The sequence below is a fragment of the Clostridium aceticum genome, from assembly GCF_001042715.1.
In the GTDB taxonomy this organism is placed as follows: domain Bacteria; phylum Bacillota; class Clostridia; order Peptostreptococcales; family Natronincolaceae; genus Andreesenella; species Andreesenella acetica.
Map to the genome: position 1 here is coordinate 3,698,307 of NZ_CP009687.1, position 26,647 is coordinate 3,724,953.

At 36.4% G+C, this 26,647-nt stretch carries 23 protein-coding genes, 9 tRNA genes and 1 rRNA gene; 3 read left to right on the forward strand and 30 right to left on the reverse strand.

Annotated features, from left to right (window positions below; translation table 11 throughout):
* Window positions 1-60: 60 nt before the first annotated feature.
* A complete protein-coding gene (locus CACET_RS16945; protein ID WP_044826470.1) occupies window positions 61-1,467 on the forward strand; it encodes a carbon starvation CstA family protein in 1,407 nt (468 codons plus the stop codon).
* A gap of 176 nt (window positions 1,468-1,643) precedes the next feature.
* On the opposite strand, the gene CACET_RS16950 is transcribed toward CACET_RS16945, so the two are convergent.
* The 18 genes from CACET_RS16950 to cdaA form a co-directional block, all read right to left on the reverse strand.
* The gene (locus CACET_RS16950) at window positions 1,644-1,880 is read right to left on the reverse strand and encodes a hypothetical protein (protein WP_044826469.1); all 237 of its coding nucleotides are present in this window, start codon (window positions 1,878-1,880) and stop codon (window positions 1,644-1,646) included.
* 422 nt (window positions 1,881-2,302) lie between these two features.
* On the reverse strand, window positions 2,303-2,752 hold the full coding sequence (locus CACET_RS16955) for a universal stress protein (RefSeq protein WP_044826468.1): 450 nt from the start codon (window positions 2,750-2,752) through the stop codon (window positions 2,303-2,305).
* Window positions 2,753-3,082: 330 nt separating this feature from the next.
* The gene (locus CACET_RS16960; RefSeq protein WP_242849919.1) at window positions 3,083-3,667 is read right to left on the reverse strand and encodes a lysozyme inhibitor LprI family protein; all 585 of its coding nucleotides are present in this window, start codon (window positions 3,665-3,667) and stop codon (window positions 3,083-3,085) included.
* 246 nt (window positions 3,668-3,913) lie between these two features.
* Window positions 3,914-5,740, reverse strand: a complete 1,827-nt coding sequence (gene glmS / locus CACET_RS16965; protein WP_044826466.1) for a glutamine--fructose-6-phosphate transaminase (isomerizing) — start codon at window positions 5,738-5,740, stop codon at window positions 3,914-3,916.
* 409 nt (window positions 5,741-6,149) lie between these two features.
* Entirely contained in the window at window positions 6,150-7,496 is a 1,347-nt protein-coding gene (gene glmM / locus CACET_RS16970; protein WP_044826465.1) for a phosphoglucosamine mutase, read from the reverse strand.
* A 175-nt stretch (window positions 7,497-7,671) separates the two neighbouring features.
* Window positions 7,672-9,291 (reverse strand): carbon starvation CstA family protein, encoded by a 1,620-nt coding sequence (locus CACET_RS16975; protein WP_044826464.1) that lies wholly within the window; start codon window positions 9,289-9,291, stop codon window positions 7,672-7,674.
* A 2-nt stretch (window positions 9,292-9,293) separates the two neighbouring features.
* Window positions 9,294-9,821 carry a DUF8052 family protein gene (locus CACET_RS16980; protein WP_044826463.1) on the reverse strand — a complete coding sequence of 176 codons (528 nt, stop codon included), beginning with the start codon at window positions 9,819-9,821 and terminating at the stop codon, window positions 9,294-9,296.
* Window positions 9,822-9,953: 132 nt separating this feature from the next.
* On the reverse strand, window positions 9,954-10,499 hold the full coding sequence (locus CACET_RS16985) for a 2-oxoacid:acceptor oxidoreductase family protein (protein ID WP_044826462.1): 546 nt from the start codon (window positions 10,497-10,499) through the stop codon (window positions 9,954-9,956).
* Window position 10,500: 1 nt separating this feature from the next.
* Window positions 10,501-11,247 (reverse strand): thiamine pyrophosphate-dependent enzyme, encoded by a 747-nt coding sequence (locus CACET_RS16990; RefSeq protein ID WP_044826461.1) that lies wholly within the window; start codon window positions 11,245-11,247, stop codon window positions 10,501-10,503.
* Window positions 11,247-12,311, reverse strand: coding sequence for a 3-methyl-2-oxobutanoate dehydrogenase subunit VorB (locus CACET_RS16995; RefSeq protein WP_044826460.1), 1,065 nt, complete (start codon window positions 12,309-12,311; stop codon window positions 11,247-11,249). Before CACET_RS16995 ends, CACET_RS16990 begins: the two co-directional genes overlap by 1 nt.
* 27 nt (window positions 12,312-12,338) lie before the next feature.
* On the reverse strand, window positions 12,339-12,563 hold the full coding sequence (locus CACET_RS17000; RefSeq protein WP_044826459.1) for a 4Fe-4S dicluster domain-containing protein: 225 nt from the start codon (window positions 12,561-12,563) through the stop codon (window positions 12,339-12,341).
* Window positions 12,564-12,591: 28 nt separating this feature from the next.
* Entirely contained in the window at window positions 12,592-13,263 is a 672-nt protein-coding gene (locus CACET_RS17005; protein WP_082058325.1) for a nucleotide-binding protein, read from the reverse strand.
* Window positions 13,264-13,313: 50 nt separating this feature from the next.
* On the reverse strand, window positions 13,314-14,390 hold the full coding sequence (buk, locus tag CACET_RS17010; protein ID WP_044826458.1) for a butyrate kinase: 1,077 nt from the start codon (window positions 14,388-14,390) through the stop codon (window positions 13,314-13,316).
* A gap of 19 nt (window positions 14,391-14,409) precedes the next feature.
* Entirely contained in the window at window positions 14,410-15,318 is a 909-nt protein-coding gene (locus CACET_RS17015; protein ID WP_044826457.1) for a phosphate butyryltransferase, read from the reverse strand.
* Window positions 15,311-16,399: a butyrate kinase gene (gene buk, locus CACET_RS17020; protein WP_044826456.1), complete on the reverse strand. Its 1,089-nt coding sequence runs from the start codon at window positions 16,397-16,399 to the stop codon at window positions 15,311-15,313. Before buk (CACET_RS17020) ends, CACET_RS17015 begins: the two co-directional genes overlap by 8 nt.
* A gap of 258 nt (window positions 16,400-16,657) precedes the next feature.
* Window positions 16,658-18,373 carry a sigma-54 interaction domain-containing protein gene (locus CACET_RS17025; protein ID WP_052661597.1) on the reverse strand — a complete coding sequence of 572 codons (1,716 nt, stop codon included), beginning with the start codon at window positions 18,371-18,373 and terminating at the stop codon, window positions 16,658-16,660.
* Between the two features lie 69 nt (window positions 18,374-18,442).
* Complete coding sequence (locus tag CACET_RS17030; RefSeq protein ID WP_044826454.1) at window positions 18,443-19,669, reverse strand: CdaR family protein; 1,227 nt, start codon at window positions 19,667-19,669, stop codon at window positions 18,443-18,445.
* Window positions 19,666-20,490: a diadenylate cyclase CdaA gene (gene cdaA / locus CACET_RS17035; RefSeq protein ID WP_044826453.1), complete on the reverse strand. Its 825-nt coding sequence runs from the start codon at window positions 20,488-20,490 to the stop codon at window positions 19,666-19,668. The genes CACET_RS17030 and cdaA overlap by 4 nt, the downstream gene beginning before the upstream one ends.
* A 427-nt stretch (window positions 20,491-20,917) precedes the next feature.
* Between cdaA and CACET_RS17040 the strand changes: the two genes are divergently transcribed.
* Window positions 20,918-21,619: a BON domain-containing protein gene (locus tag CACET_RS17040; RefSeq protein ID WP_044826452.1), complete on the forward strand. Its 702-nt coding sequence runs from the start codon at window positions 20,918-20,920 to the stop codon at window positions 21,617-21,619.
* Window positions 21,620-21,757: 138 nt separating this feature from the next.
* Window positions 21,758-22,993 carry an argininosuccinate synthase gene (locus tag CACET_RS17045; RefSeq protein ID WP_044826451.1) on the forward strand — a complete coding sequence of 412 codons (1,236 nt, stop codon included), beginning with the start codon at window positions 21,758-21,760 and terminating at the stop codon, window positions 22,991-22,993.
* Window positions 22,994-23,032: 39 nt separating this feature from the next.
* Here the strand turns inward: CACET_RS17045 and CACET_RS17050 are convergent, their stop codons facing one another.
* From CACET_RS17050 to rrf, 12 genes are all read right to left on the reverse strand, one after another.
* A complete protein-coding gene (locus tag CACET_RS17050) occupies window positions 23,033-24,115 on the reverse strand; it encodes a shikimate dehydrogenase (RefSeq protein ID WP_044826450.1) in 1,083 nt (360 codons plus the stop codon).
* Between the two features lie 5 nt (window positions 24,116-24,120).
* Complete coding sequence (locus tag CACET_RS17055) at window positions 24,121-25,524, reverse strand: aspartate aminotransferase family protein (RefSeq protein WP_044826449.1); 1,404 nt, start codon at window positions 25,522-25,524, stop codon at window positions 24,121-24,123.
* A 149-nt stretch (window positions 25,525-25,673) separates the two neighbouring features.
* A tRNA-Leu gene (locus CACET_RS17060) sits at window positions 25,674-25,756 on the reverse strand.
* 17 nt (window positions 25,757-25,773) lie between these two features.
* Window positions 25,774-25,858 (reverse strand) — tRNA-Tyr (locus tag CACET_RS17065).
* Between the two features lie 15 nt (window positions 25,859-25,873).
* A tRNA-Thr gene (locus CACET_RS17070) sits at window positions 25,874-25,950 on the reverse strand.
* 21 nt (window positions 25,951-25,971) lie between these two features.
* A tRNA-Asp gene (locus CACET_RS17075) sits at window positions 25,972-26,048 on the reverse strand.
* A 14-nt stretch (window positions 26,049-26,062) separates the two neighbouring features.
* A tRNA-Val gene (locus CACET_RS17080) sits at window positions 26,063-26,138 on the reverse strand.
* A gap of 6 nt (window positions 26,139-26,144) precedes the next feature.
* Window positions 26,145-26,219: transfer RNA gene (locus CACET_RS17085), tRNA-Glu, on the reverse strand.
* A gap of 4 nt (window positions 26,220-26,223) precedes the next feature.
* Window positions 26,224-26,299 (reverse strand) — tRNA-Met (locus CACET_RS17090).
* A 13-nt stretch (window positions 26,300-26,312) separates the two neighbouring features.
* A tRNA-Leu gene (locus tag CACET_RS17095) sits at window positions 26,313-26,401 on the reverse strand.
* A 9-nt stretch (window positions 26,402-26,410) separates the two neighbouring features.
* Window positions 26,411-26,485, reverse strand: a tRNA-Asn gene (locus CACET_RS17100).
* Between the two features lie 6 nt (window positions 26,486-26,491).
* Window positions 26,492-26,608: ribosomal RNA gene (gene rrf / locus CACET_RS17105) — 5S ribosomal RNA — on the reverse strand.
* Between the last annotated feature and the right edge of the window lie 39 nt (window positions 26,609-26,647).

Genomic DNA, 26,647 nt, shown 5'->3' on the forward strand with positions numbered 1-26,647 from the left:
AGAATAAGTATAATTTAGCTATATCACTTAAATTTTATTTTAAAAAAGGGGGATATCATAATGTACTCATTTTTATTATCAATTGTTGCACTTTTCTTAGGTTACTTTATTTATGGTAAGTTCGTTGAAAAAGTATTTGGTATAAACCAAGAAAAAGCTACACCAGCAAATGAGCAAGAAGATGGCGTAGACTATGTACCAATGGACTGGAAAAAAATATTCCTAATCCAGTTTTTAAACATTGCAGGTCTTGGCCCGATATTTGGTGCTATTTCTGGAGCTCTTTGGGGCCCTACTGCGTTTTTATGGATTGTATTTGGATCAATATTTGCAGGTGGTGTGCACGATTTCTTTTCAGGTATGCTTTCAATCCGTCATAAGGGTGCTAGTATATCAGAGATTGTTGGTATTTATCTTGGTAACGGTGTCAAACAATTTATGCGTGCTTTTTCTGTCATACTATTGATCTTAGTAGGAACAGTGTTTATGACTGGTCCAGCAGGTTTACTATCTAATCTTACAGGTATTAGCATTTCTATCTGGGTAGCTATAATCATTGCCTATTATTTCCTAGCAACCATTTTACCTGTTGATAAAATAATCGGTAAAATTTATCCACTATTTGGAGCTTCTCTAATTATCATGGCTATTGGTATCGCAGGTGGGTTATTATTCAAAGGATATCAAGTTCCAGAAATAACTCTTCAAAACCTGCATCCTAATAGTCTTCCACTCTGGCCGCTATTATTCGTAACCATCGCTTGTGGTGCAATCAGTGGTTTCCATGCTACACAATCACCGATGATGGCTCGTTGTGTAACAAATGAAAAATACGGTAGAAGAATATTCTATGGTACAATGCTAGCAGAAGGCGTTATTGCTTTAATCTGGGCAGCAGCGGCTATGACTTTCTTTGGCGGTACTGAAGGATTGTTGGCTGCGGGAACGCCTGCAGTTGTTGTAAACGCTATTTCTAGAGAATTAATGGGACCGATTGGTGGCTTTCTTGCAATGTTAGGTGTTATTGCAGCACCTATCACGTCTGGTGATACTGCTTTTAGAAGTGCTAGGCTTACAATTGCCGACTCTATAAATGTTACGCAGAAACCAATTGCAAAAAGACTTTTGTTAGCTGCACCACTTTTTGTAATAGCTTATGGCTTAACATTAATTGACTTTACTATCATTTGGAGATACTTCGCTTGGTCTAACCAGACTCTAGCTATGATCGTTCTTTGGACATCTGCAGCTTATCTAGCAGTTAACAATAAACTGCACTGGATTGCTACCATACCTGCTACTTTTATGACAGCAGTTTCAGTAACCTATATACTGCAAGCCCCAGAAGGACTCAAGTTGGCCACCAGCATTTCATACCCCATAGGCATATCAGTGGCTCTAGCATTACTAGTAGGGTTCTTAATGGTTGGTAAAAAACTGCCGGATAAAGCACAAATATCAGCATAACAATAAAAGTTCCCTATTTGATATAGTCTTAAAAAGTTAAACATAAACTGCTACTAAGGGTTGATTCCTGCAAGACACAGGACTCAATCCTTTTGGTTTTTTTCATTTAATATATTTTCAACGATCCAGCTACTATGCTTCACATAGCCTTCACCCTGCCACATGTCATTACTTTCTTACTTCATCTCATAAACTTCATGAGGATTATTTTTTAAAGCCTCTTGTAAATTATTTAATTCCTCTATTGCTTCTTCCAAGCAAGGGTATTCGCCTAAAGTATCTGTATTGGACTCAAAAAATCCACTATTGCCTCTTATTCCCTGTATATGCGTTTTTTTAGAACCAATGGTTGTTGGAATCGCAAACAATTCATAATTCCCGAGAACTTTTTTATTTTGACTTCTAACCCACATTTATGTTTTCCCCTTCCTAATAATAAACATTTTTAAAAGTGTTTTTAGATTATACATCAAACGATAGTAAATCAATGACCTAATTATAGCATTAACCACAATGAAATGCATATACCTAATAAGTTTAGTAAAAAGAAGAAAAACAAAACAAAGACCATAGCCGTTTTAAATAAACGGGATATAAAAATCACCTATTAGGTAATTTTACCCAATAGGTGATTTCTTGCTGCTGCCTATTTATTACTCATCTTCAATCTTTTAATACTTTTAATACATAGAATATGAGATTCATAGCAAGTAAAACGTCAAACTGCGTAAAAGTGTTTTAGACCTTTAAGACCCATTCACTACGCTCAGGGTGACAATTCTGTTGCAGTCTGCATACAGAATTGTCTCACAATAATCAATGGATTTCGGGTTTGTTATTTCACTATAAGTACACTAGTATTAATTTCCTGTAATACAGCATTACTTACACTACCTAAGAATAGTTTTTTAAGACCACTCATCCCTCTTCTACCTAGCACAACCATGTCAAATTCTCCCTCCGAAGCAACCTTAACAATAGTTTCAGCAGGATGGCCTTCTTTTAAAATGGCCTGTATCTTTATATTTTTTGCTTCAAAGATTTTTTCAGCTTCTAATAAATTTTTTTTACTGTTCTCTTTAAACTTCTCTTCTCTCTTTTTGAGTTCATCCATGTCCTCTTTAGTAGGATAATATCCTTCACCCCAAGGTGTCAAAAGAAATTTGGTATCATAAACATGAATTACGGAGACCTCATTAATATTGCAACCACTAGCGATTTTGGCTGTTTCTTCTATTGCTTTTATACTTTCTTTCGACCCGTCGGTACAAACTAAAATTTTCATATTAACTACTCCCCTCTTTTAAATTATTTGTTCTACTCTATCATTTTAGAATTAAAATAAACTCTTTCCACTAGTAATGATATTAATCATTTACCCTCACACAATAATAAGTAAACATAGTTTGTATTAAATAGTATATTAAAAATTCAATCACCTTCTCTTAAGTCGGTTATAATTGTACTCCACATAACAAAAAGCCCAGAGGGACCTGGCAGCACTTTCTCCTGCTAAGGCCCTCTGGGCTTTCACTAGTCGTTATTATTTTTTACCAGTCTTTACTTTGATTCGAAAGTTGTCATTAGTAGGTTATGTTTAATACTTATCTGTTTTTTAATCTGTCATATATTCGTTAACTAATTCATAACATCTTGCCTTCGTTGATTCATATAAAACCACGTTATATGCAACAAATTCAAATGTTCCACCCTGAAATTCTGCTGCTGCTTTATCGGCATCATCTTCTTTTTGCTTTATCCATTTAATTTGTTCAGTTTGTAAATTTTTCATTGTTTCTGGCGATAATTCTTCTTTTAGTATTGCATATATCTCATTTAATGCTTCATCGTACATATCATAGGATTTTCCATAATAACTTCTCATAGCACTTGTTACGCCGGCATCTGAATCACTCTTTTCCGGTAAAGCATCAAGTTCTTTTTGAATGTTATCTAATTTTTCTAGAAATTCTTGTCTTCTTCCCTCTATTTTTGTTACATTAATCGCTGTATAATTCTCCTCATCTGTAGTATCATCTTGATCTAAATTATTTTCTACTAGCTGATTTTCCTCTGTTACACCTACTGGTCTTTGATTTTCTTCATTACCATTTGTACATGCTACTAATGTAAATATTGATAATATTATGAGCAAAATTACTACTTTTTTTTGAGTTAGCATCAGAGTTATCCCCTCCATTATATTTTTTGTTTTATTACTTAATATTATCAAAATTTCTCATCTTATTCCACTACTTCCTGTAAATTCATCGTAAAGTTTGCTAAAAAAGGAAAGCCCAGCATGGCCTGGCACCACTTTCTCCTGCCAAGTCCTCTGGGCTTTCACTAATCTTTATTCTTATTCACCAGTCTTTATTATAATTCGACGCCAAACGGTTTAACTTTTTTCCAAATCTACAAAATTTTTATTATCTTTTATTAGCCTTTACTCCACAGTAACCGACTTAGCTAAATTTTTTGGCTTATCAACATCACAACCTCTAGCTACAGCAATATAGTATGCCAGTATTTGCAGAGGAATTACTGATAAAACAGGAGTTAATTCATCCAAAGTGTTTGGGATGTAGATAGCAATGTCTGCTGATTTTTCTATTTCTGTATTTCCCTCTTTCGCTACCGCTATTACATAAGCACCTCTTGCCTTCACTTCTTTGATGTTAGAAAGCATTTTGTCATATAAATGGTCTTGTGTAGCTAGAGCTACTACCAAGGTTCCATCTTCGATTAAAGCAATGGTTCCATGTTTTAATTCTCCTGCAGCTATGGCTTCGGAATGAATATAAGAGATTTCTTTTAATTTTAATGATCCTTCTCTACCAACATGGTCATCAATGCCTCTACCAATGTAGAATACATTTTGGTTATTAAATTGCTTATCCGCCAGTTCCTGTAATAGTTGTTGATTCTGCAAAAGTTTTTCCACTTTTTCTGGGAAGGTTTTAAGCTCATTTAATATTTGATCATATTTTTCTCTAGTCATTGTACCTTTTTTTAGCCCCATACTTAAAGCAATTAAATACATAGCCACCAACTGTGTAGTATAGGCCTTTGTAGAAGCTACAGCAATTTCTGGCCCCGCCCATGTATAGAAAACATCATCTGCTTCCCTAGAGATTCTACTGCCTACTACATTGGTTACTGCTAATACTCTAGCACCTTTTTCTTTTGCTTCCCTTAGAGCAGCTAAGGTATCTGCTGTTTCTCCTGATTGACTTACAGCAATAAACAAGGTTTTGTCATCTACAAAGGGATCTCTATACCTAAACTCTGATGCTACATCGGTTTCTACAGGAATTTTAGCAAATTTTTCTATAGCAAATCTTCCTACCAAACCTGCATGATAAGCAGTACCACAAGCTACAATTACAACTTTATTAATTTTTTCTAAATCTTCCTCTGTTAGCTTAATATCGTCTAATACAATATCATTATCCTTGTTTATTCTTGGAGATAGGGTTTCTTTAAGGGCCTTTGGCTGTTCATGAATTTCTTTAATCATGAAGTGTTGATAGCCTCCCTTTTCCGCCGACTCTATATCCCAGGTTACTTCAAATACTTCTCTTTCAACTTTTTCTCCAAGCTCATTTAATATCTCAATACTATTTTCACTCAAAATAGCCATTTCACCATCGTTTAAGAAATAGACATTTCTTGTGTATTTTAGTAAAGCAGGAATATCAGATGCTATAAAGTTTTCACCTTCGCCGATTCCTACAACTAGTGGACTATCTTTTCTGACTGCCACCAGTTTTTCAGGATTTTTTCTACTGATAACTCCAATAGCATAGGCACCTTCCATTCTACTTACGGCTTTCTGCACCGCTTCTACTAAATCTTCTTTGTAGTAGTAGTCTACTAGATGAGCGATCACCTCTGTATCGGTTTCAGAAACAAATACCTTTCCTTGCGTAGCCAACCATTCCTTTAGCTTCATATAGTTTTCTATGATACCATTATGCACCACGGCAATATCCCCCGCATAATTGGTATGAGGATGAGCATTCACATCATTTGGCTCTCCATGAGTTGCCCATCTAGTATGCCCAATACCTAAAGTACCTGCTATACTTTCATTATTTAAATGCTCTTCCAATACACTTAGTCTTCCTTTGTATTTTCTAACAACGATATCTTGATCAGCATAAACCGCTATACCAGCCGAATCATATCCTCTATATTCTAATTTTTCTAATCCATCTACTAAAATAGGCGCAGCTTCTTTTTTACCTATATATCCAACAATTCCACACATGGTATATTCTCCTTCCAATTCTTTATTATAAAGAATTTATAGCATACTTATTTTTTTCAAAAGAAACAACATTTATCCAATTTAAACGATTATCTTATTTATATCTTAAACCAAAAAAAGGCCATAAAGAACTAAGCCTCTAAAAATCTCATAAAAAATTTTACAGACTTTTTCACTTAGATCCTTTTGTATTATCAATCACTTGATAATTTTGTAGATCCGCTATCGATGGTGAATCACCGCAGGGCACCCGCCGATATCTCGATTAACCCTGTCCCTCGTCAACTAAAACTTTTTTAAGTTTCAGTCCAGGCGCTTTTGTTTTAGTTTTTAAAGTTCTTGCCCATTCGCATACCTCCTTCATCTATGAATTACTTGGGATTAGCTTCGCCGCTAATCCCAAGGTATCTTAGCTTAGTCTTGTTTCTATTAAGTTTGCCAATCCCGTAGCTAGAGTGTTTAGTTCCTCTTGATTTTTCCCCTCCAACATTACCCTTACCAAAGGCTCTGTTCCTGACGGACGAATCAATACCCTACCCTGGCCATTCATCACTTCTTCAATTTTGCTTATCTCTGTCATAATTACTTCGTCCTGCGTATAAGCTTCTTTGTTTTCGTTTTTTACTTTAGCATTCACCAATACTTGAGGATAAGAAGTCATCATAGCTGATAGCTCTGATATTTTCTTTGCTTCCTCCTTCATGGTTGCGATCAACTGTAAGGCTGATAAAAGTCCATCACCAGTAGTGTTGTGCTCTAAGAAAATAATATGTCCTGATTGCTCTCCTCCTAAAGAATAGCCTTTACCTATCATTTCTTCTAGGACATACCGATCTCCTACCTTTGTTTTTACAATTTCACATCCCTGTTGTCGCATAGCTATATCTAACCCAATATTACTCATCACTGTAGCTACAATAGTATTTTTATTTAGTTTATTATGTTTTTTAAGATTACATCCACATACATTCATTATATGGTCGCCATCTATAATTTGACACTTTTCGTCTACTGCAATTAGTCGATCTGCATCTCCATCAAAAGCTATACCAATATCTGCCTTTGTTTCCCTCACAAATTGCTGTAATACTTCTGGATGTGTTGAACCACAATTTAAGTTAATATTCATACCGTCTGGTTCGTTATTTATAACATACACCTCTGCCCCTAGTTCCTGAAGAATTCTAGGAGCTGCTTTATATGCTGCACCATTAGCAACATCAATGGCAATCTTAAGCCCTTTAAAATCATATCTAACAGTAGTTTTCAGATAGTCTGTATATAATCCTGTAGGGTTTTCTAAAGCTGTATACCTTCCTACGGCACTGCCTTCTGGACGAGGCTCTACCTCTCTATGATTAAGTATATAAGCTTCTATTTCTTCCTCTACTTCATCTGGAAGTTTGTATCCTTGATGATTAAAAAACTTTATTCCATTATATTCTGCAGGATTATGAGATGCTGAGATCACTACCCCACAATCGGCTTGTAGGTGCCTTGTTAAATAAGCTACAGCTGGTGTAGGTATAACCCCCAGCGTCACTACATCTATACCCATGGATAAGAAGCCTGCTGTCATGGCTGCTTCCAATAGATCTCCCGATTTTCTAGTATCTTTTCCTATAACAACTTTTCCTTGTGTTTTTTCTTTTAAAAGAACATATGCTCCTACCCTTCCCAGCTGGTAAGCTAGTTCTGGCGTTAATTCTCTATTGGCAATTCCTCTGACACCGTCTGTTCCAAATAATTTCCCCATAGATTCTGCTCCCTTCTATCTGGGTATCCCATATATTCTAACATATCTATAGTATAAACTCAACAAAACAAATATAATATTGTTGGGGTAAGTTATCCTTACAATTTCTTATGATTTTGCAGTTAACGTTAAAGCCATTAGTAGATCCACTAATGGCTTTAACGTTGGTATTTATTTATATCTTTGTTGTCTTTCCTGCATCAGTTTTTTTCATAATATGATATCCTTGATAAGCCAATATAATGGCTAATATGAATAGTAATACTGGGAATATCACTAATATTAGGCTTCCTTCTGGTCCAAGGTTTGTTTTAATCAGCATTATTAATGCCAATAATGTTACAGCAAACATAAAAATCATTGGAATAATAAACATCTTGTAATTTCTACCGATTTTTTTCAACCATACTGCCACTGCCATCAGTGCAAGAGCCGCTAGTAATTGATTTGCAGAACCAAAGACAGGCCAGATTTTCGCCCAACTGGTGATCGCTAGTAATCCTCCAACTACTACGGTTAATGCTGTAGCTGTGTACATATTGGTTAATGGATGTTGGCTTGTGGCTCCTTCTTCATAGAAAAATTCTTGTAGAATAAATCGTCCCAGCCTTGTTCCAGTATCTAAGCTGGTTAGTGCAAAGGCTGATACCGCCAATGCTACAAAGGATTTCCCTACTGTAAAGGAGATGCCGAAGCTGGTCATAAAGGTCCCAATGCCATCAGAAAAAACATTTACTGGGCCGCCATTACTTAATAGTGCTGCAAGTTTATCTTGACCAATGTAAGCAGCTGTGATAATAGCGATTACTGCTAATACTCCCTCAATCAACATCCCACCGTATCCCACAATCTTAGCATCACTTTCTTTGTCTAACTGCTTTGCAGAAGTTCCAGAACCAACCAACGAGTGGAATCCTGAGATCGCACCGCAGGCTACTGTTACAAATAACATTGGAAACATCCATTGTCCTCCAACACTAAATCCAGTTACTGGAGCTAATTCAAGAGTTGGTCTTGTTATAATTAATCCTACTACTGCCCCTGCCATCATGATATATAATAAGTATGAGTTCAAATAATCCCTGGGCTGTAGTAAAATCCAAACAGGTGTTACAGAAGCTATAAAAATATAACCTAACAAAATAGCAATCCAAGTATTTCTACTTAATTCTATAGGGAACATGTTTCCTAATGCTATACATACAAACAATAAAATAACGCCAACAACACTTCCTACACCTAAGGAAACACCTTTTCTATAAACAGCAAAACCAAATACAATCGCTAAGAGAATAAATAGCACAGATGCTGTTGCTGCTTCAGGAACACTTACAAATGTATTTGCAACGATATTAGCAAAGGCTGCCACTACTAATAATAAAGTTAACCATGCAAATATAGCAAAGAGCTTTTTACCTTTCTTACCCATGTTAATCTCAATAACTTCTCCTATAGACTTTCCATTATGTCGAATAGAAGCCAATAAAGAACCAAAGTCTTGTACGCCACCAAAGAAAATACTTCCTATGATAATCCATAGTAATACCGGTACCCAACCAAACATAGCCGCAGTTATAGGTCCCACGATAGGTCCTGCACCTGCAATAGAGGCAAAGTGATGCCCCAATAATACTGGAGATTTTGCAGGGACATAATCAACACCGTCACCCTTTGTATGGGCAGGTGTTTTCCGCCCATCATCAACCCCCCACTGTTTTGCCAGCCATCCTCCATACGTAACATAGGCAATAAAAAATATTACAATCGAAATAAGAACTACTACCAAAGCGTTCATAATCATCCTCCCTTCCCAGCTATCCTCTTACACTTAAGGAATCTGATAATATCTTTTACCTCTCTCCCCCTTCTATTTGTTATTACTTCCCCCTTGCTAAGGTCAGCTGCCACTAACCTAGTATATGTCCAGCCTTTAAAACCAAAGGCGAAGCTGCGGTTAAACTTAAACTTTTCAATGTTTTTTCTCAGTTCTTCACTTAGTTCTCTCTCGACTATAACAATGCCAGTAATGATTGTGGACATATGTTCAGAATGAGGATTTACCAGCTCCTCCGATGCATTTCTAAAGGTATTTATTAACTGTAGAAAATTTTCTTCATTCAGCACTTCACATCTTTTAACAAAATACAGTTCGCTGTTTTCAAAGCTATAAATCTTTATTTTTTTGCTGGCAATATATCTTTCATTTCTAATGAAGGACTTAGCAAATAAATCAAACTCAATCTCGTTATAAAGATAAGCCTTTTCTATATTAAAAAATTTGGAAAGTTTTTCCTCTATACCTTCTACGTATCTTTGTGCTTTCATTTTTTTCACCCTTTAATTTTTAAAATACTTATCATTCCTCTTATATATATATTGGAAAAAAACACTAATCATGTGTGCTTTTCTTTAAATTATGCGGAAACTTACAAAAAAAAAGTACCACAAGGGTACTTTCTATCTTCTTACTGCTGCTGCTCCACGATGGAGAGCTTCTTTATTAAAGGTGATTAAATGTTCTTTGTCAGCTCCATATACTTTTTTAAATGCTTCTATTATAGATTCTACAGATACCACTTTGGTTAGCTCCAAATAAGCACCTAGCATTACCATATTTGCTACTCTTAGGTTCCCTATTTCGTTGGCAATTTCGTTAGCAGGTATATAGTATGCTTCTACATCCTCTCTCTCTGCCTTTTTTTCTATTAGAGAACTATTAATGAGCAATTTACCTCCAGTCCTTAGGTTCTTTTCAAACTTTACTAAAGAAGGTAAATTCATTGCAATTACCGCTGTAGCATCTTCCGTAATAATAGGAGATCCAATTAATCCATCTGAAACGATTACAGAACAATTGGCTGTACCGCCTCTCATTTCTGGTCCATAGGAGGGCAGCCAGGATACTTGTTTGTCTTCAATCATACCTGAATAGGTTAAGAGCTGACCCATAGACATTACCCCTTGACCACCAAAACCTGCCATAATAATCTTTTCTGTTGCCATATTATTTCCCCTCCTCTGGTGTACGGAAGTTTCCTAGTGGATAATAAGGAATCATATTTTCTTCCAACCATTTTAAAGATGCCACTGGCGTAATACCCCAGTTGGTAGGACAAGTAGATAATACTTCAACAATCCCAAATCCTTTGCCTTCCAATTGAATTTCAAAGGCCTTCTTTATAGCTTTTTTAGCTTTTCTAATATGTGCTACGTTGTGGACAGAAACTCTTTCTACAAACACAGCCCCATCAATGGTTGCAAACATTTCTGACATTCTTAAGGGCATACCAGTTAGTTCTTTGTTTCTACCTTCTGGAGAAGTTGTGGTTCTTTGTCCAATTAAGGTGGTAGGTGCCATTTGTCCACCTGTCATACCATATATTGCATTGTTTACAAATATTGTGGTGAACTTCTCAGCTCTATGGGCAGCATGAATGATTTCAGCTGTACCAATGGAAGCTAAGTCTCCGTCTCCTTGATAGGTGAATACCACATGCTCTGGCAATACTCTTTTTATTCCTGTGGCTACTGCAGGTGCTCTGCCATGAGAAGCTTCGTGCATATCACAGTTAAAATAATCATAAGCTAGAACTGAACAGCCTACCGGTGCTACCCCGATGGTTTTTCCTACTACATCTAACTCTTCTAATACTTCCGCCACCAATCTATGAATAACACCGTGGGTACATCCTGGACAATAATGAAACTGCTTATCTGTCAAGCCTTTCGTCTTTTCAAATACAATAGCCATTACTTTGCACCCCCTAAAAGATCCTTTACTTTGGCTGCTATTGCCTCCGGTGTAGGAATCATTCCACCTGATCTACCATAAAACTCTACAGGAAGCCTTCCTTCATTGGCTATTTTAACATCATCGATCATCTGTCCCATACTCATTTCTACACTTAACAATATCTTCGTTGTATTGGAAATTTCTTTAAAAGCTTTATAGGGGAAGGGCCATAGGGTGATAGGTCTGATTAACCCTGCTTTAATCCCTTCTTTTTCTAGTGCATCGATAGCGTTTTTAGCAATTCTTGCTGTCGTACCGTAAGCCACCATCACTACTTCAGCTTCCTCTATTTTATACATTTCGTATTTTACTTCTTTTTCTTCCATTTCTTTATACTTTTTATTTAATTTGATATTATGTTTCTCTAAGCTTTCGGGATCTAAGGCTAGTGAGTTGATAATATTTGGCTGTCTTTTTCCCTCTGTACCAGTTGTAGCCCAATCCTTTTGTGGAAGTTCTCTTTTTGTAGCAGTTTCTTTAAACTCTACTGGTTCCATCATTTGCCCAATCATGCCGTCACCTATCACCATTACTGGGTTCCTGTAGTAATCTGCTGCGTCAAAGGCTTCTATGACTAAGTCTACTGCCTCCTGAAGGCTAGCTGGAGCGTAAACCAGTAGTCTATAGTCGCCATTTCCACCGCCTCTTGTGGATTGAAAATAATCGGCTTGTGATGGTTGGATGCCCCCTAGTCCAGGACCTCCTCTACTGATATTTACAATTACACAGGGTAATTCAGCACCAGCTATATAGGTAATTCCCTCTTGTTTTAAAGCAATACCTGGGGAAGAAGATGAAGTCATTACTCTGGCACCAGTTCCTGCTGCACCATACACCATATTAATAGCGGCTACTTCTGATTCTGCCTGGACATACACTCCATTTACCTTAGGTAGTTCTCTTGACATAAACTCCGGCAACTCATTTTGTGGCGTAATTGGATAACCAAAGAAATATCTACATCCTGCTTTGATAGCAGCTGCACCTATTGCTTCGTTTCCCTTCATTAATATTCTAGTCATTGATTTCCCTCCTCACAATTGATCCCTTTATCCTTCTCGTTCCACCTGGATGACTAAGTCTGGACACATATTGGCACAGTTGGCACATCCGATACATTTATCCATTTCATCCACTGTTGCTGGATGATATCCTTTTACATTGATCCTCTTTTTATCCATTTTAATGATTTTAACAGGACATGCAGTTGTACATAGCTCGCAGCCCTTGCAACGATCTTCATTAAAGCTTACTTTTCCTTTTGCTTTTGCCATTGGTTTACCTCCTCATCTATAGATAAGCTTACATCCAATCTTCTCTCATAATCATTTCAATCGGCATAATTTTTCCCTCTAATGTTGGCGGAAGTTTTTCAGCTACCTCACGAAGTACAGTAATATATTTAATAGGAATCCCTAGAGTTTTGGCTGCTTTTTCACAAAGTTCCTGACCTTTAAGAATCTCCTCTACAGTGGTATATCTTAAAAGGTGGGTATTGTTTATAAGTCCAGTCACTTTAGCTCCAGAAGTCTTTTCAATAGCATCGATATGTTCCAAGACCCCCTCTAATTCTGATGTTTGTGGACGATTGGCATTCACTACACAAAACATATCATAGTCTTTTTCATCCCAATATTCCTTATATCTACCTAAAGCACGGGCTCCCACCGCATCTCCACCTACATCTAGTACCACATCATAGCTTTTATCCTGTAGAGGTCCTAATACATCTCCTGTAACGGCAGGCAAGTCTGATCCAGAGCCTTTGATATAGCTGGCAATCACCTTGATGCCATACTCTTTTAACATATTTTCTTTTTCTCTGCTACGAAAATATGGATTAACAATATCTAAGTCTGCCAGTGCAACCTTTTTATTTGCTTTGGCTAAATTTATAGCATAATTTACGGCAAACTCTGTTTTTCCACTGCCATAATGGCCGATGATAATTCGAACTCTATGATCATTTAACATAATATTTATCACCTAATTTCATACACCTTAAATTTTGTACTTATTTATAGCTATTGATACTGTTTGGCTTCTTCTTCTTTCCTTAATACCCTCAATGCTCCCTCTGTTAAGGCAATCATTTCATCTTCTCCAGGGTATACCAAAGCCTCTGAGATAAAAGAAACTTTTTCTTGAATCCAACCTGTAAAAACTTTATCATAGGCAATGCCCCCAGTTAAAATTATGGCATCTACTTTTCCCATCAGCACAGCAGCAGCGGCACCAATTTCTTTGGCTACCTGATAAGCCATTGCCTTATAAACCAACTCTGCTTTTTGGTCTCCCGCTTCTATCATTTTTCCTACTTCCCTACCGTCATTTGTGCCTAAGTAAGCCACTAAACCGCCTTGACCTACATTTTTCTTTTTGATCTCCTCATAGGTGTACTTACCGGAAAAACACAATTTAGCAAAATCTCCTGTGGGAAGTCCTCCTGTTCTTTCTGGTGAGAAGGGACCGTCACCATCTAGACCATTATTGACATCGATTACTTTGCCTTTTTCATGGCAACCTACAGAAATCCCACCGCCTAAATGAGCTACAATAAAGTTAAAATCCTCATACTTACCACCCTTATCCTTGGCAGCTCTTCTAGCTACTGCTTTTTGGTTTAAAGCATGAAAGATACTTTTTCTTTCTATTTCTGGCATGCCGGAAATTCTTGCTATCTCCTGCATCTCATCTACCACCACAGGATCTACAATAAATGGAGGAATATTTAACTGAGATGCAATCTCATAAGCCAATACGCCGCCTAAATTTGAGGCATGTTGCCCCAGTATTCCTTTTTTTAAGTCCTTCAACATTGTTTCCTCTACCCTATAGGTACCACCAGCCATAGGTTTTAATAGCCCACCTCTTCCTACTACTGCTGAAAGCTTTGTAATGTTGATTCCCTTTTCGTTTAAGGTTTCAAGAATAATATTTTTCCTAAATTCATATTGATCAAAAATTGTATCGTATTTACTCAACTCACCAGTTGAATGTCTTAATACCTCTTCAAATACAGGTTTTTCATTATCAAATATAGCAATTTTTGTTGATGTGGAACCAGGGTTGATCGCTAATACTCTATAAACTTCACTCATGTTACTTCACACCTTTCGCCTAAAATATTTTGGCTGTACATAATACTCCTAAAGCAATAGAGTATATTTTTGCCTCATGACTGTCTGCCCTTGATGTTAATATGACAGGGGCTTTAGCACCTACAATAACACCAGCATTTTTAGCACCTGCAAGAAATACAAGAGACTTATATAATACATTTCCAGCTTCGATATCTGGAGCCAATAATATATCTGCATATCCTGCTACAGGATGGTGAATTCCCTTAATTTTAGCTGCTTCTATTGATACCGCATTATCTAAACCAAAGGGACCTCCTACAATACATCCTTTTATCTCACCTTTTTGATTCATTTCTTGTAGGGCTACTGCATCCATTGTATCTGGCATCTTAGGGGTTGGCTTTTCTTTTGCACAGATCACCGCCACCTTTGGCTCAGTTATATCTAAAGCATGGGCTACTTGAACTGCATTTTCTATAATTTGTTTTTTAACTTTTAAATCAGGAGAAATGTTCATAGCTGCATCCGTTACTAAAAACAATCTATCATAGCCCTTCACATCGAAGATAGCAACATGACTCAGTACATTTCCTGTTCTTAAACCAACTTCTGCATCTAGTGTAGCACTTAAAATAATAGAAGTGTCCACTAGGCCCTTCATTACCATATCGGCTTTACCGGTTGAAACCAACTGTACAGCTTTCTTAGAAGCTTCAGTGACATCTTTTATATCTATCATTTCAAATTGACTTAAATCAATCTTTTCTTCTATAGCAATCTTTTTTATCTCTTCTTTATCCCCCACTAAAATACTATCAGCGATGCCTTCTTTTTTTGCTTGATTTACTGCAATCAATACTTCTGGGTCTTGTGCACAGGCTACTGATATGATTTTAGGACCACGTTCTTTTGCTATTTTCATTACATCATCAAAGCTTTTAATCATAGGCTAACACCTCTTCCTCATAGATCTTGTAATTTTCTTGTTTCCTTGTTACTCTCAAAACCCCTTCGTTTAAAGCCTTCATCTCGTCTTCTCCTGCATAAATCATCACAGGAGCAATAAAACTTACTCGTTGGGCCACACTGCTGGTTACATAGCTGGAGTGAGCGATACCTCCTGTCAAAACAATAGCATCAATTTTGCCATTTAAAACAGTAGCCATCCCACCAATTTCTTTAGCAATCTGATAGCACATAGCGTCATATATTAATTTTGCCCTTTGGTCGCCCTCTTCTATTCTTTTTTCTACTTTAATAGCATTGTTGGTTGAAAGATAAGCTGTTAAGCCTCCTTTTCCCCTCAGCTTTCCTTTAATTTCTTTATAAGTATATTTACCAGAGAAACATAGTTTAGCTAAGTCACCAGTAGGAAGTCCGCCTGTCCTCTCTGGAGAAAAAGGACCCATTTCATTGGCGTTATTATAATCCACCAATTTTCCCTTTTTCACTGGTGCAACAGAAATGCCTCCACCTAAATGGGCCACGATTAAGTTTACTTCATGAAAATTTTTATTTAGATCAGCAGCTACTCTATGACCTACTGCTTTTATATTTAGAGCATGCCCTAAAGAACGTCTTGGAATTTCAGGTATTCCAGAGATCCTAGCAATATCTTCAAACTCATCTACTGCAACAGGGTCTACAATGTAAGCGTCTATTTTTTCTAGGTCAGCTATTGCTTTTGCAATAATTCCCCCAAGATTTGAAGCATGTTCCCCTTGAATACTATCGTTTAAATCCTTCACCATTTCTTCTGTTACTTTATAGGTGCCGCCGGGTATTGGACGCAAAAGCCCGCCTCTGCCTACCACTGCTAATAGCTTGCTTGTATGAATATTTATTTCCTTCAACCATTCTAAAATCATATTTTTTCGTAGCATATATTGATCTGTTATTGTTGTATATTTACCTAACTCCTCTATAGGATGATTTAAACTCTTCTCAGATATATTTTCTTCTTCTTTAAACAAAGCAACCTTTGTAGAAGTTGACCCAGGATTTATAGCCAATATATATTCTCTCAATGCTTTCCACCCCTCATACTTTTTCCTTTTTTAAAATATGTATTTGATCCTATTCTAAAACGATACTTTCCTCTACTCTATTCATTTGCAAAACCTATGCCAATTTATACTTTTTTTATAATATTTTTTATCTATTGAAATTCCAATTTTGTAACTTGTACTAATTTTTTTTAGTCCCTTAATATATTTTTTACAACGCTGCTTATGCAATTTCTTGCATGAAAAAAGTTGCACAGTACTGTGCAACTTTTTTCATATTTAATCAATTTGATATTTTTCAATTTTATAATAGAGATTGCGAAGAGAAACTTTAAGTTCCTGTGATGCTATTGTTCTATTGCCACCATGTTTCTTTAAAACTTCTTTAATATATTCTTTCTCTACTTTTTCTACCATTTCCTTTAGACTTATGCTCTCTTCCTTTACTTCGTACTCCTTCTTGTTTATTAAGAAGTTTAGGTCCCTGTGAATAAACTTTGGTAGATGCTCTTCTTCTATAATTTCCTCTGAATATTTCATGTTAATAAAAGTTCTTCCTATATAATTGTGCAACTCCCTGATATTTCCAGGCCAGTCATATTCCTCTAGGCTTTTTAAAGCCTCACTAGATATATCTTCTACTTTTCTTCCATATTCTTGATTATATTTATTAATTAAGTGTACTACTAACGGATACAAATCCTTTTTTCTTTTTCTAAGAGGTGGAATTTCTATAGGAATTACATTGAGCCTATAGTATAGATCTTCTCGGAACTTACCTCTCTTAACAGCCTCCTCCAATGCTATATTGGTGGCGGCTATTACTCTAACATCTATACTAATTGGTTTTGTACTGCCTACTCTAACAACTTCTTTTTCCTGTAGCACTCTTAAAAGCTTGGCTTGTATACTTATAGGGATTTCTGTTACCTCGTCTAAAAAGATGGTGCCGCCATGTGCTTCTTCAAACAGTCCTCTTTTCCCTCCTTTTCTTGCTCCTGTAAAGGCTCCTTCCTCATAACCAAAAACCTCGCTTTCAAATAGGCTCTCACTAATAGCAGGACAGTTCACCCGTACAAATTGATTGTATCTTCTTTGAGATAAATTGTGAATAGCATGGGCAAAAAGCTCTTTTCCTGTACCGCTTTCCCCTCTTAAAAGTACTGTAGCTGGTGTTACTGCTGCTTGTTTTGCTTTCTGTAAAGCTTCTAACATACCCTCATCTTCAGCAATAATATCTTCAAATAAGTACTTTGCTTCCAGTTTTCGGATAATCTGCTTAGCTGTGGTTAATTCGTCATTCAACTTCTTTATTTCCGACAAGTCATGCAGCACCCCTACACTGCCCTTTAGTTCTCCATCTACAATAATAGGTGCTGCATGTACCAATACATCTTTTTTTTGTGGCCCTATTTTTAGTCTAGCATTTTTTATGGGTTGCTTTGTCTTCAATACCTGAAGATGCATACTCTCTCCCTCAGCTATATCAGTAGTCACAGGTTTTCCTAAAATATCTTTTTCTGTAAACCCTGTTACTCTTGTATATGCAGGGTTAATAAGAACACCAATACCCTTCTCATCACATACTGAAATGGCATCTTGAGTAGAGTGAAAAATCCCCTCCAAAAGACTTTGCATCTCTTTTAGTTTGTAGATCTGATGGGTTAAGTCTATCACTTCGGTTATATCTCTAAAAATAGCTACCGCTGCTATTACTCTGCCTTCCTCATCCTTTACCGGCATTCGACTAGTGATAATAGTGGTATTCCCTAATAACTGTCTCTGGTTGAGTTCTGCTTCTCCTGATTTCAAAACATAAGTTAACCTAGTGCTGGTAATCACTTCTTCTATAAGCTTTCCTATTACCTCTTTTTCTGAAAAACCTGTAATTTTTTCTGCTGCTGCATTAAATAAAGTAATTCTCCCTATAGGATTTACTAGGATCACTGCATCATTCGTACTTTTTAGGATAATATCTAGTTCCTCTTTTTTCATTACCATCACCTTTCTTAAGAAAAGAAAAGTCCCTTAGGGACTTTTCTAAATGACAACACAAAGTAATCACTAATCATTTTGTGAAATAACCTTTATATTAACAGTGTTGGGAACTAATTCTACCCTTCTAGCTCTCCTCTGGATTAAGAAAGGTAATTCTACTATAGGTTCTATAGTATACTCATTTTCATCTAAACCCTCCATATCTACTATAATATTTATATCTTCTCTATTAATAGACTGAGCTAAAGTTTCATTACCTAAAATTTTTACTTGCAGTATTTCAGGAACATCACTTGTATCTAAAGTTAATCCTTCCCTAAGATTAGTAAAATTAATTTGTTCTCTAGGTATCTGAATAACCACTTCTTTTATTTCTTCTACACTTACAGTCATGCTTACCTCTGTAGGGTCAACGGCTGCTACACCCTCTGGTAGCCTTAAGGCCACAGTTCTAGTTATGTTTTCTGTAATATTGTTAATCGTTATTCTTTCTGTTTCAATCGTTTCAATTGCATCTATGATTTCTTGTTGTCCTCGTATGGTGATTCTATTAGGATTAATGGAAATATTGCTGATCTCATAGCCTTCTGCTGCTGTAGTCTCAACAACCGAAGTAACTTCAACGGTTTTTAATTGATCAATAGGTAATGTTATGTCTACATGAGCAGGGCTAATATTCACACCCTGCACCTCTTCTCCTCTGCTATTTAAAGGGCGTAAAGGGAACTGCGAGTGTACATTCTGAAACTCTTCTGATAACTTTACGGAGGATTCTGCTACTTCTACTGAGTTTACTAAGCTTTCGGGCCCTTCTACCCACACTACCCTAGGTTCATAAGCTACACTTCCTAATACATATCCACTCCGGGGTGTTCCTTCAACGGTAACATTAACGGGTTTTTGTTTGCTCACAATTTCCTCCAGATCTACTCTAATGAACTTAGGATTATAATCTACCTCGACTTCTCCAGGTATTGTGATTTCCACCGGTATATTATTCACACCTGCTCTATAGCCCAATAAATCTGCTGTTGCTTTAATTTGACCTCTAGCAATCCGATAAACTTCATCTCTTCTTCCAGTAATACGTACTCTTATCGTATAATCCGTATCACCCTTTACAACTAAACCATTTTGCCTCATTTCCTCAGCATTGACAAACTCTACTGGAATATTTTGTTCATCTCTAGTTATCCTAGGATTTATTTCACTCATTACATAAATCCATATGGTCAAGGCAAAAAGAATGGAAATGATTTTAGCCATTAAATTTTTACGTTTGAAAATATTCATCTCTTATGCCTCCATTTTAGCTTTAAAAATTGCCATTGTTTGTTTTCAGTAGGCCTAAAGCTGTTGATCAATATCTTTCTGAGGGTGTTGGCGTCTAAAAACCTTGTTAATTCTCCATTTTCAGCTATAGAGATGGCCCCGGTTTCTTCTGATACGATGACCACAATGGCATCTGAACGTTCTGTAATCCCTAAACCAGCCCTATGTCTAGTCCCTAAATCTTTACTAAGATAATTACTTTCCGTTAAAGGTAAGAAACAGCCTGCTGCCAATACTTCACTTCTTCTAATAACAACTGCACCATCATGTAATGGTGTATTTGGCATAAATATATTAATTAATAGTCCTCTAGAAATTTTCCCATTAATCCGTGTCCCGGTTTCTACTACTTCGTTTAGTCCTGTTTCTTTTTCTAAAACTAAAAGTGCACCAATTTTCTGCCTTGATAAAGATCCTGTTGCTTCTACAATTTCCTCCGCCATCATATTAATCTCTTCATATTCAATATCTACAATGGACTTTGTAAGGAATTTTGTCCTACCTATGTATTCTAAGGCTCTCCTCATTTCTGGTTGGAACACAATTAATAGAGCAATTAGTCCTACCGTCATGGTGTTTCTTAGTATCCAGTTTATAGCATGAAGTTGTAACCATTCACTTAATTGAGTTGCTAAAAGAAGCACCACAATACCTTTTATAAGTTGTTCAGCTCTTGTTTCCCTTATGAGCATATATAGTTTGTAAAATACAAAGGCTACGATAGCCATGTCGGCTATATCCCGCATACCAATATTTCTGAATATCTCTATTAAGTCTTGCATCCCCAACACCTCTTGATTCCTTCTTCAATTTTTTGATAATTCTTCAATAATTTATATTTCCATATCACAAAGGAAAATCCCTTCTTTATTATCCATAGGAAATTATATTTATTTTCTCTTTGTCTTATGTATTTTTTGTCGGCTTCTTTTCTTCTTTATATTATAAAATTTTTGCATAGTTTTTTGAATGGTTTTTACTAAAATCCTACTTTTGATGCATTAAAATTTCTCATTATATCTATAGCCTATATAAATTCTATTTACTAGAAAAATATAAGGACCATCAACACAAGGACAGCCCTTATTGATATTATAGTCAAAAAAGTAATTTTTTACATGTTCTCTTTGTGTTTTTATTAAGTTTTAAAACATATTTTCAATAATTTTAGATAAACTAAACATAAACCATATAGAGAGGGAGATCAATATGTCAAATAGTGGAAATAATAAGCGTAAAAATGTAATTATTGATGATAAGGTCCCCACAAAAGATCAATTAATAGTAGATTATATAAAAGATCAATTGGAAGAAAAGATGGAAGAAAGTGCAATGGATATCAATGTGTTTTGTAAAGATGGTTATGTGCATATGTCTGGTATGGTGGACGTATTAGCAGAAAAAAAGTTTGCTGAAGATACGGCCTTAAAAATACCAGGTGTAAGAAAAGTGGAAAATAAAATTACGATAGCTATGGATAGTAACATTACTGATAAACATATTGAAAAAGAGGTAATAAATCATCTTAATCATGCCAGTGACAAAACAGTAGGTATAGGTGCCAAGGTAGAAAGAGGTGTCGTTAGTCTTATGGGCCATGTAGGCACTTTAAAAGACTGTCATACTGCTATGAAGGTAGCTAGAGAAGTTCGAGGTGTAAAAGATGTTGTAAACAACATTAATATTACTAGCTATAGAAAGCATAGTGATGATGCCATCAGCAATAAAATTCTTCAAGAGTATAGCAATTCTCCTTTAGATTATAGAGATATTACTAGAAGGGTCTCTGATGGTCAAGTTACCTTATCAGGAACATTGGACACTCACCAAAATATCGAGTTAGCAAAAGAGATTGCCACCGGTATAGAAGGTGTGATCAAAGTAAGAAACAATATTCAACTTAGAAAATAATCCTATTACTAATTAGCTGGGGAAGTTTTTATTCCTCAGCTTTATTTTTTGTATATTTATAAAAAAAAGCCTTGCATATTTATTCATTATTGCTTATAATTATATCTATAAGAATTGATTTTATGGAGGGGTTATTCTATGGAAAAAGAAAAAGTTGTTTTAGCATATTCTGGTGGTTTAGATACATCTGTTATTTTAAAATGGTTAGAAAACACTTACCAATATGAGGTAATTGCTGTTTGTATAAATGTTGGTCAAGAAGAAGATTTTGACGCTATTCAACAAAAAGCTTTATCTACTGGAGCAATTAAGTCTTATGTATTAGATGTGACTGAAGAGTTTATTACTGATTATATTTATCCTACCCTTAAGGCAGGAGCTGTTTATGAAGATGATTACTTATTAGGTACTTCTTTTGCAAGACCTTTAATGGCTAAAAAGTTAGTAGAAATTGCTGAAAACGAAGGAGCTGTGGCTATTGCTCATGGAGCTACAGGGAAAGGTAACGACCAAGTACGTTTCGAGGCTTCCGTTAAAGCATTGAATCCATATATTAAACTTATTGCACCTTGGCGTATTTGGGATTTAAAGTCTAGAGAAGATTGTATTGAATATGCTCTAAAAAATGATATTCCTATTCCTGTTACTAAAAAAGACATCTATAGTCGTGATAACAATATATGGCATATCAGTCATGAGGGCGGGAATTTAGAAGATCCTTGGAATCAGCATGATGATAGCATTTATAAGCTGTCAGTTTCTCCTGAAAATGCACCAGACACTCCTGCTTATGTAGAAATTCAGTTTGAAACTGGTATTCCAGTTGCAGTAGATGGCGTAAAGTATAGTCCTATTGAACTTCTTACTGTATTAAATGAAGTTGCTGGAGCTCATGGTGTGGGTATTATTGATATTGTTGAAAACAGACTTGTAGGCATGAAGTCTCGTGGTGTATACGAAACCCCAGGCGGTACATTATTATTTGAAGCACATAAAACATTAGAAAAGTTAACACTTGATAGAGCAACTATGAGCTTTAAAAAGAGCGTTTCTGAAAAATATGCACAATTAGTTTATGATGGTCTTTGGTTTACACCTTTAAAGGAAGCGTTAGATCAATTTGTAGATAGTACACAACAATGTGTTACTGGAGCTGTTAAATTAAAGTTATTTAAGGGTAGTTGTTCAGCTGTAGCATCTACATCACCTTACTCTCTCTATAGCGAAGACTTCGCTACTTTTGGAGAAGATGATGTTTACAATCAACAAGATGCTGAAGGCTTCATTAACTTATTTGCTTTACCTCTAACAATCCGTGCTCTAATGAATCATAATAAAGATCAAAAGAACAAAACTGATAAAAAAGTTATATAGCTTTATATAATGATAGCGGAGGTTTTTCTCCGCTATTTTTTAATTCACCTCTGGAGCTTTCTCTACATTCATTAAAACTTCTTCAATATATTTGTGGTCAACAACCCTCTCAAAGCTTCTAAGCCCTGCTACTTTGAAACCATGTTTGTCGGCTAACCTTGTAATCTCATCTACTTTAGCTATATCCATATCTCTTCCCAAGCTAAAGTTCTCATATCGTTTTTCTAAAGCCAATATCATAGTTTCAGCCATACAAGCATAGGATAAACCTTTTGGGAAACCAAAGTTAAAGTTAAAATCTACTCCTTTAGGCACTTCTATAACTCCACCTTCTATAACCAAGACATCTTTTCTTACTTCCTGCACTTTTTTAGAAACATCTCTAGGTCTTGCTACATCACAAACTACAGCTCCTGATTTAATGTCTTCTATAGGGATTACTTCTTCTATACTACTGGTTACGGTAATAACAGCATCAGCTGTAGCTATACCTTTTTTAATACTAGTGCTACAGTCGATATTTATTTTTCCATATTTTTTAATAAAACTTGTTTTTAATTCTTCTAATCGTCTTAAATCTCTGCCTATCAAAATAACCTTTTTGCTATCTCTACAGGCTAATTCAGCGCATACTCTTCCTATAGAACCGTTTGCACCTACAACTGCAACCTCGCTCTCTTGAATCTTCCTACTTAGCAGTCTTAATGCTTCCTTTGTAGCTTCAAAGGCAGCTGCTACTGTGTAGGTATTGCCGCTGGTTACAGCGATGTTTAGATTCTCAGCTACAGTTATACCTCCATCTCCTACCACAGATGTATAAGCACCTAGTCCTAAGATTTTTGCTCCTAGCTTTTCTGCAACATTTCCCGCATGAATGATCTTGTTTATCACTTTTTCTTCATCTAGTTGTATCATCATTTTAGTTGTTAATGGAACACCTATGAACCATCCTTCAGCCTCACCATAAGTACTTTTTAAATCAGTAATTTGAGAAACATTTAAAGGTGGTACTTTAGCAATTATTTTTTCCACTAAATTTTTTGGTAGATATTTTAAACCTTCATATTTTCGATAAATATCATCTATTTCGATTGGATGTATTAAAAACGCAAAATTTTCCATAATTTCTATCTCCTTAAAGCGGATTGAAAGATGCTCTTAAAATTATTTATTGCCAATCCTGTCATTCCCTTATACTTAGCAAGGATATCTTCCAATCCTCTTATAAACACATCAATTTCTTCATAAGATATAGTCAAAGGTGGTTCAACGCGTATAACATTAGGATTATTTAAAGTATAAGCTGTAATAATTTTGTAGTTATTCAATAACTCTGTAGCAATTAGACCACCTGTATATTCTTCCAACATTTCTGCTGTCTTGCCCTTCACAAATTTGCTTAAGAGATAATGATCCTTTATAGATTGAAACTCTAATCCAATCATTAATCCTTTTCCTCTTACTGCCTTGAGTAATGGATATTTTTCCTTCAGATCATATAGCTTTTCTAAAAAGTACTTACCCTTTCTTTGTGTTTCTTCAACTAGATGACTATCGTATATGTATTCAATTGTTGCTATGCCGGCAGCACATGCCCACGTATTTCCTCCAAAAGTAGATGTATGTAACAAACATTTTTCTAAAGTACCGTAGGCTTTACTCCATATTTCTTCTGAGGTAATATAGGCACCAATAGGCATAACCCCTCCTCCTAAAGACTTAGCCATGCATAGTATATCTGGATGCACATTTTCCTCATCACAAGCAAACCAGTATCCTGTCCTTCCAAAGCCAGTTTGCACTTCATCTGCTATTAATAGCACGTTATACTGTTTACACAATTGACTTGCTCTTTTTAAATAACCTTGTGGAGGAAGAATAATACCCCCTTCACCTTGTACAGGCTCTACTATAAAAGCAGCAATATCATTATATTTTTTAAGTATATCTTCTAAAGTGTCTATGTCCCCATAAGGTACTTCTTCAGCAAGGGGTACTAAAGGGCCAAAAAACTTTTTATATTTATTTCTACCTGTTACAGAAAGGGCTCCCATTGATTTACCGTGAAAAGAACCTTCGCAATAAACAATTCTCGACTTTTTTGTAGCAATTTTAGCTAATTTTAATGCTCCCTCTACAGCCTCAGCACCACTATTACAAAAGAACGTATGTTTTAGATTACCTGGAGTGACTATTGCTAAGTTTTTTGCTAATACAGTGGCAATAGGGTTAATAGATGTTTGCAGTAAGTTAGGTCTTTGTATAACTTTTTGAATTTTATTGACAACTGCATCATTATTATGGCCTATGTTTAAGGCTCCATAAGCACCTAGGAAGTCTATATACATGTCACCTTGATCATCCCATACTGTTGTATTCTTAGCCTTAATAAAATGTTTGTTTATGCCTAATAAATTTAAAAGATTTGCTAGCTGTGGGTTTGCATACTCCCTATAATCTGCATTTGCCTCTTCACTTTTTAATAAAAGTGCTTCTTCAAATGATGTTAATTTTTTTGTTTCCATACTCATAAAGTCTTCTATATTAATCACTCCCTACAAAGATCATTGGAACTATATGTATAAATCTTGTCTAGATTATAATTTTTTCCATATTATAGTCAGCTTATACCCATAAAAAAAAAGACAATGATCGTTTGATCATTGTCTTTTTAAAAGTATGGTGCGGGTGGAGGGACTTGAACCCCCACGGTCGCCCGCTAGATCCTAAGTCTAGTGCGTCTGCCAATTCCGCCACACCCGCATGTGTGATATATATTATGGTGGAGGGAGAAGGATTCGAACCTTCGAAGTCGTTGACAACAGATTTACAGTCTGCCCCCTTTGGCCACTCGGGAACCCCTCCAGTATTTCTAGTTAATGGAGCTGGTGATGGGATTCGAACCCGCGACCTGCTGATTACAAATCAGCTGCTCTGGCCAACTGAGCTACACCAGCATGTTTTTTTAGTAATATTTATGGCGACCTGGAAGGGACTCGAACCCTCGACCTCCAGCGTGACAGGCTGGCATTCTAACCAACTGAACTACCAGGCCGCATTGTTTTTAAATGGTGGGCGCAACAGGACTTGAACCTGTGACCCCCTGCTTGTAAGGCAGGTGCTCTCCCAGCTGAGCTATGCGCCCATTTTTTGGTGACCCCTAGGGGAATCGAACCCCTGTTACCGCCGTGAAAGGGCGGTGTCTTAACCGCTTGACCAAGGGGCCAAAATGGTTGCGGGGACAGGACTTGAACCTGTGGCCTCCGGGTTATGAGCCCGACGAGCTACCAACTGCTCTACCCCGCGATATTTTTCATAGTGGTGCCGAAGACCGGAATCGAACCGGTACGATCTTGAAGGACCGCAGGATTTTAAGTCCTGTGCGTCTGCCAGTTCCGCCACTTCGGCATTTTGTTTTGGCTCCAGAGAGAGGACTCGAACCTCCAACCTACCGGTTAACAGCCGGGTGCTCCACCATTGAGCTACTCTGGAACTTCTATATCGCAACGACCTACTCTCCCAGGCAGCTTCCCGCCAAGTACCATCAGCGCTGAAGGGCTTAACTGCTGTGTTCGGTATGGGAACAGGTGTGACCCCTTCGCTATTGTCACGATATTCTTTTGAAGGTTTGTTCCCTCAAAACTAAACAATGTA